The 14,913-nt window shown below is 68.9% G+C and carries 14 protein-coding genes and 1 tRNA gene; 9 read left to right on the top strand and 6 right to left on the bottom strand.

What is annotated here, in order from left to right; all coding sequences use genetic code 11:
• The first annotated feature begins 17 nt into the window (after window positions 1-17).
• Window positions 18-146, top strand: coding sequence for a DLW-39 family protein (locus tag AB0M35_RS07455; RefSeq protein WP_363742696.1), 129 nt, complete (start codon window positions 18-20; stop codon window positions 144-146).
• A 40-nt stretch (window positions 147-186) separates the two neighbouring features.
• Window positions 187-262 (top strand) — tRNA-Ala (locus AB0M35_RS07450).
• A 706-nt stretch (window positions 263-968) separates the two neighbouring features.
• Here AB0M35_RS07450 and AB0M35_RS07445 read toward each other — a convergent pair.
• A complete protein-coding gene (locus AB0M35_RS07445; protein WP_363742694.1) occupies window positions 969-1,331 on the bottom strand; it encodes a hypothetical protein in 363 nt (120 codons plus the stop codon).
• A 950-nt stretch (window positions 1,332-2,281) separates the two neighbouring features.
• On the opposite strand from AB0M35_RS07445, the gene AB0M35_RS07440 reads away from it, so the two are divergent.
• Both AB0M35_RS07440 and AB0M35_RS07435 read left to right on the top strand, forming a co-directional pair.
• The gene (locus AB0M35_RS07440) at window positions 2,282-3,373 is read left to right on the top strand and encodes a hypothetical protein (protein ID WP_363742692.1); all 1,092 of its coding nucleotides are present in this window, start codon (window positions 2,282-2,284) and stop codon (window positions 3,371-3,373) included.
• A gap of 331 nt (window positions 3,374-3,704) precedes the next feature.
• Window positions 3,705-3,962, top strand: a complete 258-nt coding sequence (locus tag AB0M35_RS07435) for a hypothetical protein (RefSeq protein ID WP_363742690.1) — start codon at window positions 3,705-3,707, stop codon at window positions 3,960-3,962.
• A 316-nt stretch (window positions 3,963-4,278) separates the two neighbouring features.
• Here the strand turns inward: AB0M35_RS07435 and AB0M35_RS07430 are convergent, their stop codons facing one another.
• Window positions 4,279-4,818 (bottom strand): hypothetical protein, encoded by a 540-nt coding sequence (locus tag AB0M35_RS07430; RefSeq protein ID WP_363742688.1) that lies wholly within the window; start codon window positions 4,816-4,818, stop codon window positions 4,279-4,281.
• Window positions 4,819-4,925: 107 nt separating this feature from the next.
• Window positions 4,926-5,678 (bottom strand): HAD family hydrolase, encoded by a 753-nt coding sequence (locus tag AB0M35_RS07425; protein ID WP_363742686.1) that lies wholly within the window; start codon window positions 5,676-5,678, stop codon window positions 4,926-4,928.
• Between the two features lie 195 nt (window positions 5,679-5,873).
• On the opposite strand from AB0M35_RS07425, the gene AB0M35_RS07420 reads away from it, so the two are divergent.
• Window positions 5,874-6,833 (top strand): L-threonylcarbamoyladenylate synthase, encoded by a 960-nt coding sequence (locus AB0M35_RS07420; RefSeq protein ID WP_363743028.1) that lies wholly within the window; start codon window positions 5,874-5,876, stop codon window positions 6,831-6,833.
• A gap of 277 nt (window positions 6,834-7,110) precedes the next feature.
• Entirely contained in the window at window positions 7,111-7,503 is a 393-nt protein-coding gene (locus tag AB0M35_RS07415) for an ester cyclase (protein ID WP_363742684.1), read from the top strand.
• Here the strand turns inward: AB0M35_RS07415 and AB0M35_RS07410 are convergent.
• A complete protein-coding gene (locus AB0M35_RS07410) occupies window positions 7,500-11,957 on the bottom strand; it encodes a cation-translocating P-type ATPase (protein ID WP_363742682.1) in 4,458 nt (1,485 codons plus the stop codon). The two genes, AB0M35_RS07415 and AB0M35_RS07410, sit on opposite strands and share 4 nt — an antisense overlap.
• A 257-nt stretch (window positions 11,958-12,214) precedes the next feature.
• Here AB0M35_RS07410 and AB0M35_RS07405 point away from each other — a divergent pair, with 257 nt between their 5' ends.
• From AB0M35_RS07405 to AB0M35_RS07395, 3 genes are all read left to right on the top strand, one after another.
• Window positions 12,215-12,850, top strand: a complete 636-nt coding sequence (locus AB0M35_RS07405) for a GAP family protein (RefSeq protein WP_363742679.1) — start codon at window positions 12,215-12,217, stop codon at window positions 12,848-12,850.
• Between the two features lie 64 nt (window positions 12,851-12,914).
• Entirely contained in the window at window positions 12,915-13,112 is a 198-nt protein-coding gene (locus AB0M35_RS07400) for a hypothetical protein (RefSeq protein WP_363742677.1), read from the top strand.
• 95 nt (window positions 13,113-13,207) lie between these two features.
• Entirely contained in the window at window positions 13,208-13,756 is a 549-nt protein-coding gene (locus AB0M35_RS07395) for a YbaK/EbsC family protein (protein WP_363743026.1), read from the top strand.
• A 49-nt stretch (window positions 13,757-13,805) separates the two neighbouring features.
• Here the strand turns inward: AB0M35_RS07395 and AB0M35_RS07390 are convergent, their stop codons facing one another.
• Together AB0M35_RS07390 and AB0M35_RS07385 are read right to left on the bottom strand one after the other, a co-directional pair.
• Entirely contained in the window at window positions 13,806-14,441 is a 636-nt protein-coding gene (locus tag AB0M35_RS07390) for a DsbA family oxidoreductase (protein WP_363742675.1), read from the bottom strand.
• 8 nt (window positions 14,442-14,449) lie between these two features.
• Window positions 14,450-14,890 (bottom strand): SufE family protein, encoded by a 441-nt coding sequence (locus AB0M35_RS07385; protein WP_363742673.1) that lies wholly within the window; start codon window positions 14,888-14,890, stop codon window positions 14,450-14,452.
• Window positions 14,891-14,913: the final 23 nt, after the last annotated feature.

Genomic DNA, 14,913 nt, shown 5'->3' with positions numbered 1-14,913 from the left:
CGTGAGGGGTAGCCCCGATGTTCAAGAAGCTGTTGATCCTGGCTGGTGTCGTCGGTGTGGTCGCTGTGGTGGCCATGAAGATGAAGGAAGCCAACGACGAGCGCGCTCTCTGGCACGAGGCGACCACCTCGCCGGATCTGCGCTGACCGCGTACGCTCCGACCACCTGGGCGGCACCGCCCGTCACGGGGCCCTAGCTCAACTGGCAGAGCACTGCCTTTGCAAGGCAGGGGTTAGGGGTTCGAGTCCCCTGGGCTCCACCAGCACTTTCCTTGGTTGATCTCGGTCCGAGTGCAGCCATCCGTACAGCCAAGCCGGTCACGTTGTCCCCTGATTCGGTTGGACTACGACCGTTGCAGGGGCACGTCCAAGACCTCTGGCGTGAGCACTGGGCCAGCCCAGGCGGGTGGGGCGGCCACTAGGCGGAGAGCGACAGCGGTGCCGTACGTCTCACGAGCATTCGCGAGCTTGCCTAGGACTCGGAGCGCCTCGTCTGGATCACCGATGAGCAGTCCCCATGCGCTTGAGCGAGCGTCGAACGTGGCGCCCGTGCTCTTCGCCAGTTTCCGCTGAGCTTCCCACCGCTCCTCGTCGGCGGGAGCGAGCTGGATGTGCACTTCAATGAGTAGCCCTCGGTCAGTAGTCACATACCGAAGGTATCGACCCTGACCGAGGGCTCTCAAGACCGCTATGACGCCTTGGCGGGGCGCGGAGCGGTCGTCACAGGTGCATCGCGCCGCTGTACGGACTTCCAGGGTGCGTGGGGTACTGGACGATCCACCGGTCGTCCTCCTCAGCGAAGACTGATCGGCAGGCAGGGCAGAGGCAACGCGGGTTGTCCGGGTTCCGGCACCAGGTGGCGTCTTGGTCTTGAGGTGCAAGACTTGTTGCGGGTCGGTTCGGCATGGCTGGACTCCTTCGAATCGGTCCAGGGGCTACGTCCGTTGCAGCGGACGTAGCCCCACTTCTCTATCTAGGTGTCACCTCGTGACCGTCATTGGCCGGCTGACCCCAGCGGCTGATCGCAGATCGGGAGTAGCCAGTGAGTTCGGCGATGCGCCGGTAAGGCACCCCTGCGGCCACAGCATGTTGAACGCGGGGGCGCAGGGCTCCGTCCACATGGTTCAACTCATCGAGCAGGCGAAGGCGTTCGGCTCCAAGACCTGCAATCGCACTCACAGCTGCCGCTCGGTCATGCTCGGGTAGGTCGGGAGTCGAGATCACTTCGAACCGATAGCGTCCGGCGGTGAACGAGTGGTTGTCTGCGGACGTTGGCGTCTCAGCCGTCTCCGCGACCACCTGTCGGTCGCGCTGGCGCTGGCGCTTACCCATGTCCCGATGGTGCGCCTGTTGTCCCGATCGGGACAAGCCGTCTCGGGCTGATGCGCTGCCGAATGGGTTCGACCAGACGGGACAGGATGCTGAACAGCCGTGGGGCGGGTAGGCGGATAGCCAGCGGAGCACCTCGGCGATCAGCGGAAGACGATCGAGTGAGCAGTCAGGCCGCGATTGCGGCGGACAGCCGTGCTGCACGGACGCCGGTGCGGGTCACGGGATGCCTGACAGAGCGCCGGTCGGTTGGGTTGGTGTCGTGTGTGGCCTTGGTCGACTCGGAGCTTTCTGTGATCTGTTGCCGAATTGGCCTGTATTAGATCAAGCGCGCTCCGCGCGGCGCGGGCCGGGCGCGGTAACCGGCTCCTGACGGAGCCGCCGCCCCGCCCGCCTTCGGCGGCGGGGCGGTAAGTCAGCCGGCCCGAAAGCCACGCCCGCCCCGCGCGTCACCCACTGGTTCCGTGAAGGGAACCGGTGACGAGTCCCGGAGGTCGACCGGGACCAGGACGACAACGTCCTACCTCACGTCACGCATCCAGCCTCACGACGGGAACCGCGCGGACCGGTCGACGGCCAGGCCGGTCGAGTTGCCGAACGAAATCACGCCGACCGCTCACGGGTCCGAGGTGGGAAAGAGGTGAAGGTGGGAAAGGGTGCGGAGGATGAGGGCGGGTTGGGGTTAGTCCTTGTCGCCTCTGGCGGGGGCCAGACGACTCCAGGATGGAGTTGCCGAACGGTTGCGGCCGTGGGTGGTAGTGGTTGAGGGGATGCCATCCCGCCTACCGCCGACCCAGGCAAGCCGAGCAGACCAGGGCCAGGGTGACAAGGTCGTTCGTCCGGTAGGGCGCTCCACCTTGTCACCCTGGCCCTGGCCCGCTCCACCGAGGTGTGGGTCGGCGGCAGACGGGATGGCATCAGCAAAGGCGGAGCCTTGTCGATACACTCGACCCGTGCTCCCAGGGCTGCAATTCACCGACTTTCACAAATTCCTTGTAAGTGTCGGCGGCCTATCCCTTGCGAGCGGGATTGCGTTACCTCTGCTCTTATTGCGATCCCAAAAAGCCCTACTGGTGTCCGAAAAAGACATCTCACTTCTGGCGCCGTCGGCCGCGAAGGCCGTTCGCTCGCAGCAGGATCAGTTGGCGTGGCTTATTCGTTACTGGCCGATCGTATCGGTGGTATTAGTAGTTCTAGGCGCCTCGCTCGTCGTAAAAGGCGCCATCATGTGGAAACGTCGACAGGATCGCCTTAACGAGAGAGATGACGCAGAAATTGATCGCGTGAAGGCGGAGCGAGAAAAGTTCCATCAAGAGACTTTACTCCTCGCCCGGCAACACCAAGAGTCACCAAGTCAGGCTGATGTCAGCCTAGAGGAAAAGGCGGCCGAATCGGTAGGAGAGGAGAATTCTGAAGGCCGGCCATCTGTGCCTGCCGCCGACGACGACGACGGAACTTCTGCGGGGCCCTCGCAGCCTTCGGTTCCAGAGCAGCGGGCCGACGAGGAGACTGCCAGTAAGAAGCAGCTCCGCGCCATGACACTTCAAGTGGAGGCGGAGGAGCTAGTTCTTCGGAAGGTCCGTTCTCTTTATCGGGGACACCTCGATATGGTTCGTGATGTCCGAATCGGTAACGTACGGGCCGATGCGCTAGCGATGTCACGATCGCCGGATATGCCGAGCTTGATTCTTGATATTCGGACAGTGCTCGTCCGCCCTGATTGGCTTACTCACTTCCGCCGCAGATTCCAAGAGAGCCTTCGGTGGATGTCTCAAGTAAAGGACGTGGCTGCCACTGAACTGCATGCCGATGTTAAGCCTGTAGTGTTATTTGTGTTCAACCAAAACCCCTCCGAGAAGACCGTGCTCTCGGTTAGGCGACTGATTTCTCGCCTATTGGATGACTATCGGGCGGTCGAGCGAGGGCCGGTTCATGGCTTGATTGCTCTAACGACTGTTTCTGATTTACTTAAGACGGATTCCATAGTGGCTGATTTGATTTCGCGGGGCGAGTTTGGGGCGGTGGATACCCTCAATCCCCAGTAACATCGAAGTGATTCGATCAGTAGGGGGCTGCGCGTGACCCCGACGAGACGCAGGACCGGGCAGGGTATGCCATTTCGGGCCAGCAGGTCAGGTGAGGCTAAGGTGCGTGGGCCGATCAAGTGATGCATGGACAAAGGCAGCGCAGAGGCAGCTAATCAGCCAGCAGTCGCCAACGACGCCTGGCGCTGGTTGGCACCACGGGCAGGCTCAGTGGCGCCAGACGACAACGGCCGACAGCCGAGGGTGCACCGTGCTGGCGTTCGGGACGAAGTGGCCGGCTTCGTCCTGCCGAACTGATACTGCCGAGCTGCTTGGCCTTACCATTTGCCATGTGCAAGACGACAGCAGCGGGCACATCTGGCGCGAAGAGGTGGCGAAGAGAGTGCCGCTGGCTCATGACGCCCAGGTGCTCGGTCGGCTGATCGAGTACGACCGTGACCCGTCTGAGGTCGCGTACTACGAAGCGTTCGCGGACCCGGACGCGCAGGCGGTGGACGATGCGCAGCGGTCCTACGCCGGGCAGTACCTCCGTAAGTTGCGGCGGCTTGACGAGCGACGCAAGCACGCCAGGAGCGACCGCGAGGCCTGACGGCTGTACAGCCATCCGTACAGCCAAGACGACCGACGGACGCGGTCAGGGGCCGACGGTAGGCGACACAGCGAGCAGGCCAGCCACGGTCACCGACGCCAGCCGACAGAGGTCTTGATCTTTGCAAGGCAGGGGTTAGGGGTTCGAGTCCCCTGGGCTCCACCAACTTCCGCTGCGAGTTCAACGCCCGAGTGGCCAGGGTCTCCGCAGCAGGACTGGCCGACTGGACCGATGCGTCATTTGCAGGCAGGAATGCCAGGCCTCGTCGGCTCGCTGGAACGTCCGCCGGGCCGCTGATCACATAGCGGGCGGTGCCTTAGCGCGCGGTGTACACGGCCAGCGCCCAGGACGTGGGAGAGTCCGAGGGGGCGTCGGCCAAAGTGTCCAGCTGCTGCCATTCGAGCCGGAGCTGGTCCCCGTCCCGCGGTAACCAGGCAGGGTCGATGGTCTGCGTCAGCTCCGGGCCGTGACGGTGCGGGCAGACAAGGAATTGAGCGCCTTGGGTGTCCGGGATGTCGGCCGCGCTTCCGCCAGTGTGCGTCCACGACATTCCCAGCTTGAGCGCGGACCTCGCGCTGTTGGTGTGTAGGACGGGGAGCCGGCAGGAGGCACGCACCACTATCGGTCGCGAGGTCGCCGGCACCTGGACGGCCACCGAGTTCTGGGAGGTCGTCTTCAGCATGACCAAGTGGACTCGGTCGTAGCCAACGCCGTTTACGGTGATCGACTGCGGCAGCTCGCGGGTGTTCGCGGTGGGCGGGACGGTGAATCCGATGACCAGGCACGCCGCCACGACGACGGCGACGACCGCGACGCCGGCCAGCCACCGCAGTCTGCGACCCTGCCCGGTCACCATCATTCGAGTCTATGGGCGGGGTCCGTCTGTTCGTGGAGCGTGATGAAGGTGGGGTAGGCCGAGGGCGGCGGCCAGGGTGAGTCGTGGGTCCGGGGTCAGTTCACCGGTCAGGCTTCGTGACCTGATAGCAGGGCGAGGAGGCCGTGACCGTCCTCGACTCGGGCATCTGGTTGCAGGTCGGGGTGGGGCGGCTCGTGGTCGGTGCGAGGTGAGCGCATGAGGATCGCGGCACCGGCACCCGCCTGACGGGCGCAGGCGATGTCGCGGTGCACGGTGTCTCCGACGAACCAGCATTCGCTGATCGGTACGCCGATGGAGTCGGCGGCCAACCAGGCCAGCCGGGGGTTGGGTTTGCGGAGTCCGGCCTCGTCGCTGTAGAACTCGGCCGCGAAGAGGTCGGAGAGCCCGGCGGTGGCGAGGAAGTCCCGATGCGCGGCTCCGCAGAGCGCGTTACTGACCACCGCCATGGGCAGGCCCGCATCCGCTGCGGCCCGCAACGCTTCCGGGATTCCGGGACGGATCTGCCATTCCGGTCGCCAGGCCCAGGCGTACGCCAGCGGGGTCGCCGCTTCCTCGACTGCGGTGCGGGCCTGCTCGGGCCAAGCCTGGGTCACGAAGTCCGCCCACACCTGGGTGTGTGGCAGTTCGATCGGTTCGTCGGTGCGGCCGGCGTCGTCGCGCCACCGGGCGTAGGCCCTGCTGCCCTCGGTCAGGTCTGCGGTGATCTGCTCGACCGGAACGGTGTCGCCGACCAGGTCGGACAGCCGCCGAACCAGGCCCGGTGGAGCCGGTGTCTGTCGCGGAGCGTCGGCCAGGACGCCACCGAAGTCCAACAGGAGCGCACGAGGCGATCGCAGCATGACGCTCATCCTTCCCTATGTCGGATTCGAGAGCAGGAGGCGGAAGCTGCATTGATCGCGGGTGGCAGGGGAGGACGGGGCTGCCGGATGCGGGCCGGGCCAGGGCGAGTCGATCTGGACTTTACCGGGGCTGCGGCGGGAATCCGGTGGTCGCAGGCTAGCGTCGAGGGCGTGAACAGCCGCTCTCCTCGTGTCCTGCCCGCCGACGGTGATCTCGCCGAGGCGGCGTCCGTGCTGCGTACCGGCGGGTTGGTGGCTTTTCCCACCGAGACCGTCTACGGCCTGGGGGCGAACGCGTTGGACGCGCGGGCGGCGGCCCGGATCTTCGAGGCGAAGGCACGGCCCAGCTTCGATCCGCTGATCACCCATCTGGCGGACGTCGCCGACCTGGAGCCGCTGGTCGGGGCGGTGCCGCAGGCGGTGGCCGCGTTGGCGGCGCGGTTCTGGCCGGGGCCGTTGACACTGATCGTGGACCGGCCGGCGGTGGTTCCGCCGATCGTCACCTCTGGGCTGGCGACCATGGCGGTGCGGGTGCCGGACAACGAGTACGCGCGGCGGCTGATCGCGGCAGCGGGGGTGCCGGTGGCCGCGCCGAGCGCCAACCGGTTCGGTCAGCTCAGCCCGACCCGGGCCGAGCACGTGGTACGCGGGCTGGGCGCCGCCGTGGACGTGGTGCTCGACGGTGGGCCGACCCGCTGTGGGATCGAGTCGACGATTGTGGACGCCCGGGGGGAGCGTCCGGTGGTGCTGCGTCTCGGCGCGTTGCCGGTCGAGGAGTTGGAGAAGGTGACCGGCCCGGTGACGATCCGTCCGGGTAGCTCGGGGCAGCCGGTGGCGCCGGGTACGCTGGCCGCCCACTATGCCCCGCGTACGCCGTTGCGGCTGCTGGGCGCCGGTGAGCCGCCGGCCGAGGGCGGAGAGCGGCGGGGTTACCTGGCCTTTCGGGACCGGCCGGCGGGCGACTGGGCGGCGGTGGAGGTGCTCTCGGTCTCCGGTGACCTGACCGAGGCGGCGGCACGACTCTTCGAGGCGCTGCACCGGCTGGACGCGGCCGGCGTCGGCGAGATCGTGGCCGAGCCGGTGCCGGAGAACGGTGTCGGCCGGGCGGTCAACGACCGGCTGCGGCGGGCCGCCGCCACCTGGCGGCCCCACTAGGGCCGGGTGGACCGGGCCGGCCGGCTCGGGCGGGCGGCGCGGTGCCGGTGGCCGGCAGTGTCCGTCGAGTGCTTCCTACATCCGATGTACCGATCGGTACAGAACGTGGTCCAGCTCACCAACCGATCGGTACAGAATCCTGCTACGGTTGACTTAGAACCGAGCGGTACAAAACGCGGACATGGGTCCGCTCCACTCGGACGGTCGATCGGGATCAACCGATCGGCGTCAAGAGAACGGAAAAATGATCATGAGCTCTGTTGCGACTGACTCGCGTATGTCGACCCAGGAACTGCGCGACTTCTACCTCCGGTATGTCGAGCTGGCGAACAAGCGCGAGTTCGAGCGCATGGCTGATTTCGCCCACGAAGAGGTCATCATGAACGGCACCCCGGTCAAGATGGCCGACATGGTGGCCGAGTTCTACAAGCACGTCGACGCCGTGCCGGATCTCCACTGGGAGATCCAGGAGATCGTCGTCGAGGGCGACCGGATCGCCGCCCGTCTGATCGACACCGGGACGCCGGTCAAGGAGTGGAACGGCCTGACCCCCTCCGGGGCGTCGGTGACGTTCGCCGAGACCGCCTTCTACCAGCTCGAGGACGGCAAGTTCAAGTTCATGTGGTACCTGATGGACACCGACTCGGTGCGGCGACAGCTCGCCGGCTAACTGGTGTGGACCGGCTCGGCCCCGCCGTCCGGCTCGGGTGGACGGCGGGGTGTTCCGTCGGGCTGCGGCAGCCGGGCCACCAGGCGGGTCAGGGCGCCGTTGGCGAAGGTGGCGCCGAGGGCGGAACCGGTGGCGATGGTCCAACCGACGGGCCCGAGCGGGGTGCACCCGAAGAACTGGCTCACCCCGGGCGTCTGCACCACCGCGACCAGTACGCCGAACGACGCGGCGGTCGAGGCGAGCACGGTCGGGCTGGTGCCGCCGGCCAACACGGTCTGCCCGAGTTGCGTACCGACCAGGGAGACCAGGGCGACGGTGCCGGCGCGCCGACGACGGCCGGTGTAACGGGCCAACGTCCAACCTGCGGTCGCGCCCAGCGTGGTAGCGGCGGCCCGCAGCCCGATCTCCCTGGTCATGGTCTGGCCGAGCGAGGTGTCCGGCCCTTCACGCAGCATGCCGTCGGCGTGCTCGGCGGCGGGTGGTCGGACGGCGATGGCCATCGCGGGTGCCATGTCGGTGAGCAGGTTGACCAGCAGCAGTTGACGTCCGTTGAGCGCCGCCTGACCGGTGGCGGCGGCGGTCAGCACGCTGAACGCGATCTCGCCGAGGTTGCCGCCGACCAGAATGCTCAGCGCGTGACGTACCGAGGACCACATCGCACGGCCTTCGACCAGGGTGGCGATGATGGTTTCCAGCCGGTCGTCGGTGACGACCAGGTCGGCGGCGGCCCGGGCGGCGGGGGTGCCGCGTTGACCGAGGGCGATGCCCACGTCGGCGAGCCGGATCGCGGGCGCGTCGTTGGCGCCGTCACCGGTCATCGCCACGGTTCTTCCACGCTTCTGCAACGCCTGGATGATCCGGACCTTGTGGGTCGGGGTGCACCGGGCCACCACGTCGGTCGCGGCCAGCCGGTCGGCGAGGGTGTCGTCGTCGAGTTCGTCGAGGTCGGTGGCGGTGACGACACGTTGGGCGTCACCTTCGCTGATGGTGGCGGCGATCGCCTCGGCGGTCGCCGGATGGTCCCCGGTGATCATGATGGTGTGCACGCCGGCCTGCCGGATGCGGCGTACGGCCGGCGCGGCACTGGCGCGCACCCCGTCGGCGATGGCCAGGAACCCGGTGAAGGTCAGGCCGGTCACGTCGTCGTCGGTGATGACGGAATCGCCGACGACGCATTCGGCGACGGCGAGGATGCGGTGTCCGGCCCCGGCGCGTTCGCCGAGCTGCCGCTGGAGTTCGGCCCGGCCTGCGTCGTCCAGCGGCTCCTCCCGGCCGCCCGTGCGGCGGGCGGCACAACGGGGCAACACCTTCTCGGGCGCGCCCTTCACACTCAGCAGCATCCGGCCCTGGGTCTCGCCGACGCTGGCGTGGTAGCCCCGGGACGGTTCGAACGGCAGGCCGCCCGATTCCCGCCAGCCCGGCGCTGCGTCCTGCTCGTGGACTCCGGCGGCGCGGGCGCCCCGTAGCACCGCGCGGTCGGTCTGCATGGACAGTTCCTTCGGATCCTCGGCGGCGGGAGTGGCACGCAACGCTGCCGCGAGGGTCCGCCGCAACCGGTCGTCGAGTTGCTCTGTCGAGGCGTAACCGTCCGCGTCGCCGACGCCGGCCAGCAGCAGATGCCCCTCGGTGAGGGTGCCGGTCTTGTCGAAGCAGAGGACGTCGACGCGGCCCAGCGCCTCGATGGTGCGCGGGTTGCGGACCAGCGCGCCGTGCTCGGCCAGCCGTCGAGCGGCAGCCAGTTGGGCGGCGCTGACCAGGAACGGCAGTCCCTCGGGCACCGAGGCCACGGCCAGGTTCGCGGCGGTCGCGGCCGTCTGGGCCAGGGGTACGCCGCGCAGCAGCCCGGCACCGACCACCGCCACGGCCGATCCGGCGGCCAGGGGGATCGCGGCGCGGGTCAGGTTGCCCAGCCGGGCTTCGACTCCGCTGGCGGGTGGTGCCTGTCGGGCCAGGGCGAGGCTGCGTCCGGCTTCGGTGTCGGTGCCGGTGGCCACCACCACGGCGGTGCCCTGCCCGGCGGCGATGGTGGTTCCTTCGTAGAGCATCGATCGGCGTTCGGCGACGGCTGCGGCGACCACCGGCTGGTCGGTCTTGCTGACCGGCAGCGATTCGCCGGTCAGGGAGGATTCGTCGGCCTCCAACCCGACGGAGTCCAGCACCCGGCAGTCGGCCGGTACGGCATCGCCGGATTCGAGCACGATCACGTCACCGGGTACGAGGTCGTCGGCGGGTACCACCCGTTCGGTGCCGGATCGGCGGACCCGGGCGGTGACCGCCGAGCGGGACAGCAGTTGGGCCAGCGCCTTCTCGGTGTTGCGTTGGTGCACGGCGCCGACCAGCGCGGAACCGCCGACCACCCCGCCGACCAGGGCCGCGTCGACCAGGGAGCCGAAGCTGGCGGACAGTGCCGCCCCGGCGATGAGTACCGGTGTGAGCGGGTTGACCAGTTCGTCGGCGAAGGCGTGGAACAGTCCACCCGGGCCGGCCACCTCGCCGGGGCCGGCGCTCTGGCGGCGTTCCGCCTCGGTGTCGGTCAACCCGTCAGGCCCGCTGTCGAGTTGGTCGAGGACGGTCGGCACCGGCATCAGGTGCCAGGCGGTGATCGCCGGAGCGGGTGTTTCGGTGTGCTCGGACAGCCGAGTGGCCCGCCAGACGCCGTGGCCGAACGCCAGTGCCGCGGCGCCGTTGACTGCGGCGAGGGTACGAATGGGAAGTGCGGCACGGTCGGCGGTCAGTGCACTCAGTGCGCCCAGACCGGTGCCGGCCAGGCCGACGCGCATGTTCTGTGCGGTCATCCGACGGGCCACCCCGGCCGCTTCGATGATCAGTGCGGCCACCCGCAGGTCGGTGCCGATCAGCAGATGGGCACCCCAGGGTGGCAGCGCTTCCGGGTCGGCGACGCCGAGGCCGCAGTCCGCTGCGGCGAGCGCCGCCCGGTCGCCGGAGACGAGCATCACCATCGCGCCTTCGCGTTGCAGCACGCGAATCGATGCGGCCAATTCGTCGCCGCCGGGCAGCAGCGCATCAGCGGAGGTGTGTCGCGGCGCAATGCTGCCGGCCACGATGAGCCGCAGGCCCGCCTGCCGAGCGACGGCCGGCAGGCTGTCGACGCCCGGCGCGGGTTCCGGCTCCACCCGCAGCACGGCCGCCAGGGTGTCACCCTGGGCGAGGCCGAGCAGGTCTCCACCACGCTCGCGCAACCGGCGGCTGTCGTCGGTGTCGCCGGGGTCGTGTGCGTCGAGCTGTTCGAGCGGGCCGAGTTGCCATCCGTCGAGACGGCGTACCTCGCGTGGAGCGTCCGGCTCGAAGAGGGCGAACGCCCGTGCGGCCACCTGAGATGTGTCGGCGCCGGGCAGCGGGGCCAGGTCGGCCAGTACGCCCCGGTCGGTGCCGAGTACCCGGGTGTCCAGCACCAGGGTGTCGATCCGGTCGAGCTCGCGCAGAACGCTTCGGTCCATGGCGATGACGCCGCGCTTGGCGAGGATCCGGCCGAGCTGGGCGCCGTACCCTTCACGGCCGCTGCCCGGTGCCTTCGGCAGCGCGGACAGGCCCAGCGCGGCGGCCCGTTTCGCGCCGATCACCGGCGTGGCCGCGGCGAAGGCCGCGGCACCGCTGCCGAGCATCCGGGTCTTGTAACGGTCGACGATGCTGTCCGGCTTCGGGCAGGGACGTTCACCTTCGGGCGTACGGGCGACGGCCCGGTCCGGTGCTCCGGTGAGTCGCGGCTCGGCCTTCTCCCAAGCGCGCAGCTGGGCCAGTCCTTCGCCCCACTGCACGACCCGTTGCGCCCCGTCGAGCACGATTCCCGTCCAGCCACCGGCGAGACCCTGCACCACCGCTTCGGCGAGCGGGAACAGCAGGTCGGCGCGGGGATCGCTGCGCACGCCCAGGCCGGCGAGAGTGTGCAGCCGGGGGTGCAGGTCGACGGCGCCGAGCAGGCCGGCGACCTCGGCGGGAATCGGCGTGATGGGCAGGATGCGGGTGGCTGCCGAGATGGTCAGGCCGAGCGCGTCGGAGGCGAGCGCGCCAAGGGTACGGGCGGTTCGCGGTCCCTCCTCGGGCGGTTGCGGCGGTGGGATCTCCGGGTCCGGCTCGTGCGGGCAGGTGCGTTCGGTGCGGGCGATGGTGGCGATGAGTTCGCGTACCTTCGGCCCGGGTGTGTCGACGGCGACGATGACCCGGCCGGAGGGTGCGTTGACCCGGGCCCAGAGCACGCCAGGCATCCGTTGCAGCGCCGTTTCGACCTGGCGGGCGAGGACGTCGCCACCGTCCTGGCAGACGCCGTGCACCTCGATGTGGTGTCGTCCCGGCCGGGACCAGACCCGGCGGCTGCTCAGCCCGATCGTGCGGGCCAGCCGGGTGACGGCCGCGCCGGCGTCACGGGCGACATCGTGCACCAGCGGTACGTCGACCGGTGGCCGGAGGCGGCGGACGAGGCCGCCGAGCGACGTCATCGACGGGTAGGACGGATCGGGTGGTTGCTCAGCCTCCCGCTGCTTCTGCCGTACCGCATCTCGCCTCCTACCGATCGTGCCCGGCGGCCTGGCTTCCCGCCCGGGCGTCCCTTATGCCCGTCCGGGTGGGGGAAGTTTTCCTGTTCGGGTGGGCATGAGCCGGTCCGGTAGGTGGAATGCCGGATGACCAACGGGCAAGGGGAGGTCGAGATGAGTGGGGGCCGGGGAGGCCTGGCGAATCCCGTGATCGGCCGCCGATGAGCTTCCTGACGCTGCTGCCGCTGGCGGTGGTCATGGTCGCTGGCACCCAGTTGGTGGCGGCGGTCTTCTTCGCCTCGTCCGACCGGCCCAGGGCCGCGTCGCTGGGCTACCTGGCGGGTGCGGCGATCGTGGTGGGTGGCGGTACGACGCTGGCCTGGCTGGCCATCCGCCTATTCAAGATCAGGTTATCGACCGGTGGTGGACGGAGCGGTATCGAACGGAACATCGACTGGCTCGTCCTCGGGCTGCTCGTGGTGCTGGCGATCGTGGTGTATCTGCTTCGCCACCGTGGTCCGCCTGACTGGATGGGCCGGCTCCAGCATGCCAGCCCTCGGTACGCGTTCCGGATCGGTCTGCTGCTCTTTCTGGCCATGCCGACCGACGGCCTGACGATGATCGCGGTCGGGGCGGCTGCCGCCCGGCATGATCAGGCCTGGTGGCATCTGCTGCCGTTCGTGCTGCTCACCTTGATCCTGCTCGCCCTGCCACTGCTCGCGCTGCTGCTGCTCGGGCGCCGGGCGGCGACGGTGCTGCCCAGGATCAGGAACTGGGCCGACACCCACGCGTGGATAGTCAGCGAGGCGGTGATCGCACTCTTCTTCGTGATCACCGTTCTTGATCTGGTGCGATGACACGTTCGAGGGAACGGCGGGAAGGCGAGCCTCTTTCCCGTTAGGCCCGTCCTAGGGTCGGATCATGCTCACGTTCGTCGCCACCAGCATCCTGTACGTCTGTGGGTTCGTCTTCCTGTACGGGGTGATCCGGCTCGCCGTCCGACATGCCCTTGAGGATGTCGAGACGCGCCGCGTCCAGGCCCAGCGGGCGGAGGAGATGGCCGCGGCCCGGGATCGCGCGTTGCTGAACAAGCACGGCTACCTCACCAACAACGGCTGAGGGACGCTCGGCTGGTCCTGCAGCCGGGATGGCTCGGGTGATTCGGGCGGCTGCCGGCGGTGTGACCTGCGGGGGATGCGACGATCTCAGCTGTGATGGGAACGTTGAAGACCGAGCCCGCCCGTACCCGCCCCGACCTGCTGGCCGCGCCCGTCGCCGCCGCGCTGGCCGCATGGCCGACCGACGCTCCGGCGGAGGTCGACTCGGTGCTGGTCGCACCGATCGACGCAGAACTCGCCGACACCGCCGAGTTCTGCGCCGCGTACGAAGTGGGGCTGGACGAGTCGGCCAACTGTGTCGTGGTCGCCGGCAAGCGTGAGGGTGTGATCCGCTACGCGGCCTGCCTGGTGCTCGCCACCACCCGGGTCGACGTCAACGGAGTGGCCCGGCGGGCCCTGGACGTACGCAAGGCCAGCTTCGCGCCGATGGCCGACGCGGTCGAGTTGACCGGCATGGAGTACGGCGGGATCACGCCGATCGGCCTACCGGCGCAGTGGCCGATCCTGGTCGACGCGCGGGTGGTGGCCGCGCCGTACGTCATCATCGGGTCGGGCGTACGGCACAGCAAGATCGCGCTGCCCGGGGCGGCGCTGGCCGCCCTGCCGAACGCGCGGGTGGTGGAGGACCTGGCCAAGCCGGCCTAGATGCTGATCTTCCTCGATGTTGTTGCACGTGAAACATCGGGGCGATCACTCAGTTGTCAGCAGCCTCGCGCTGCTCGACCTCGGCCAGGGCGGCCAGCAGCGTGGCCGGCGCCTGGGCGCCGGAGACCGCGTACTTGCCGGCGAGCACGAAGGTGGGCACGCTGGTCACCCCGATCTGACGGGCGGCGGCCAGTTCGGCGGTGAGTTCGGTGACCCCCTCGTCGGAGCCGAGGAAGCGGCGGGCTTCGGTGCCGTCCAGGCCGACTTCGGTGGCGAGGGCGGCGAGCGCCTCGGCTGACCCGATGTCGACGCCGTCGGTGAAGTGGGCGCGGTGCAGTGCCTCGACCGTCTCACCGCCGCGACCTCGCTCGTCGGCCCAGGTGATCAGCCGGTGCGCGTCGAAGGTGTTGGCCGCGATCGCCCGCTCGAAGTGGAAGTCCAGCCCGATGCCCGCACCGATCTCGGTGACCCGGCCGACCATCTGCCCGACACGATCCGCTCCGCCGAACTTCTCGCCCAGCGCGTCCAGCAGCGGTCGGGGCTCGCTGACCGGCGTCGGATCGAGCTGGAAGGGCCGCTGCCGGACGGTGACCTTGCCGTCGTACGAGGCCAAGGCCATGTCGAGTTGCCGCCGGCCGATCCAGCACCAGGGGCAGACCACGTCGGCGTAGATGTCGATCTCCATAACCGGCGTCAACTCGCCGGTTCGGCGATCTGTTCCCGCACCTGCCGCTTGAGTCGGCCCAGGATGGCGGTGCCGCCGCGCACCCGCAGCGGGCTGATCGCCTGCGCCAGGCCCATCCGCTGATACAGGTCGTCCGGCACGGCGAGCACCTGCTCGGGGCTGGCTCCGGCCAGCCCCTCGGCGAGGATGCCGGCGAACGCCCGAGTGGTCGGTGCCTCCGGCGGACAGTCGAACAGGGTGCGTACCGTGCCCTCAGGCGTCAACTCGGCGCGCAGGAAGAACGGCGTCTGGCACTCCGGTACCTGCTCCATGCCTTCGTGGCCCTCCTGACCGGCAGGCAGCGGCGGCACCGCGTCGGAGTACTCAAGCAGCATCTCCAACACCACGTCACGCGGCGCGGCGGCGAACTCGTCCACGATCTCGGCCAGCTTGCTCGGCATCTCGGGCATCCCGCCAGGCTACCGGCGTGCCG

Origin of the sequence: Micromonospora sp. NPDC051196, from assembly GCF_040682415.1 — a bacterium.
GTDB lineage: Bacteria > Actinomycetota > Actinomycetes > Mycobacteriales > Micromonosporaceae > Micromonospora.
Note: the sequence above shows the minus strand (reverse complement) of the source record. Positions and strands in the feature narration are given on the sequence as shown.

What these genes read in the sequence shown, in the direction of transcription:
- AB0M35_RS07455 (WP_363742696.1), top strand. Translation starts at nt 18, where the DNA reads ATGTTCAAGAAGCTGTTGATCCTGGCTGGTGTCGTCGGTGTGGTCGCT.
- AB0M35_RS07445 (WP_363742694.1), bottom strand. Translation starts at nt 1,331, where the DNA reads ATGGGTAAGCGCCAGCGCCAGCGCGACCGACAGGTGGTCGCGGAGACG.
- AB0M35_RS07430 (WP_363742688.1), bottom strand. Translation starts at nt 4,818, where the DNA reads ATGGTGACCGGGCAGGGTCGCAGACTGCGGTGGCTGGCCGGCGTCGCG.
- AB0M35_RS07425 (WP_363742686.1), bottom strand. Translation starts at nt 5,678, where the DNA reads ATGCTGCGATCGCCTCGTGCGCTCCTGTTGGACTTCGGTGGCGTCCTG.
- AB0M35_RS07415 (WP_363742684.1), top strand. Translation starts at nt 7,111, where the DNA reads ATGTCGACCCAGGAACTGCGCGACTTCTACCTCCGGTATGTCGAGCTG.
- AB0M35_RS07410 (WP_363742682.1), bottom strand. Translation starts at nt 11,957, where the DNA reads ATGACGTCGCTCGGCGGCCTCGTCCGCCGCCTCCGGCCACCGGTCGAC.
- AB0M35_RS07405 (WP_363742679.1), top strand. Translation starts at nt 12,215, where the DNA reads ATGAGCTTCCTGACGCTGCTGCCGCTGGCGGTGGTCATGGTCGCTGGC.
- AB0M35_RS07400 (WP_363742677.1), top strand. Translation starts at nt 12,915, where the DNA reads ATGCTCACGTTCGTCGCCACCAGCATCCTGTACGTCTGTGGGTTCGTC.
- AB0M35_RS07395 (WP_363743026.1), top strand. Translation starts at nt 13,208, where the DNA reads ATGGGAACGTTGAAGACCGAGCCCGCCCGTACCCGCCCCGACCTGCTG.
- AB0M35_RS07390 (WP_363742675.1), bottom strand. Translation starts at nt 14,441, where the DNA reads ATGGAGATCGACATCTACGCCGACGTGGTCTGCCCCTGGTGCTGGATC.
- AB0M35_RS07385 (WP_363742673.1), bottom strand. Translation starts at nt 14,890, where the DNA reads ATGCCCGAGATGCCGAGCAAGCTGGCCGAGATCGTGGACGAGTTCGCC.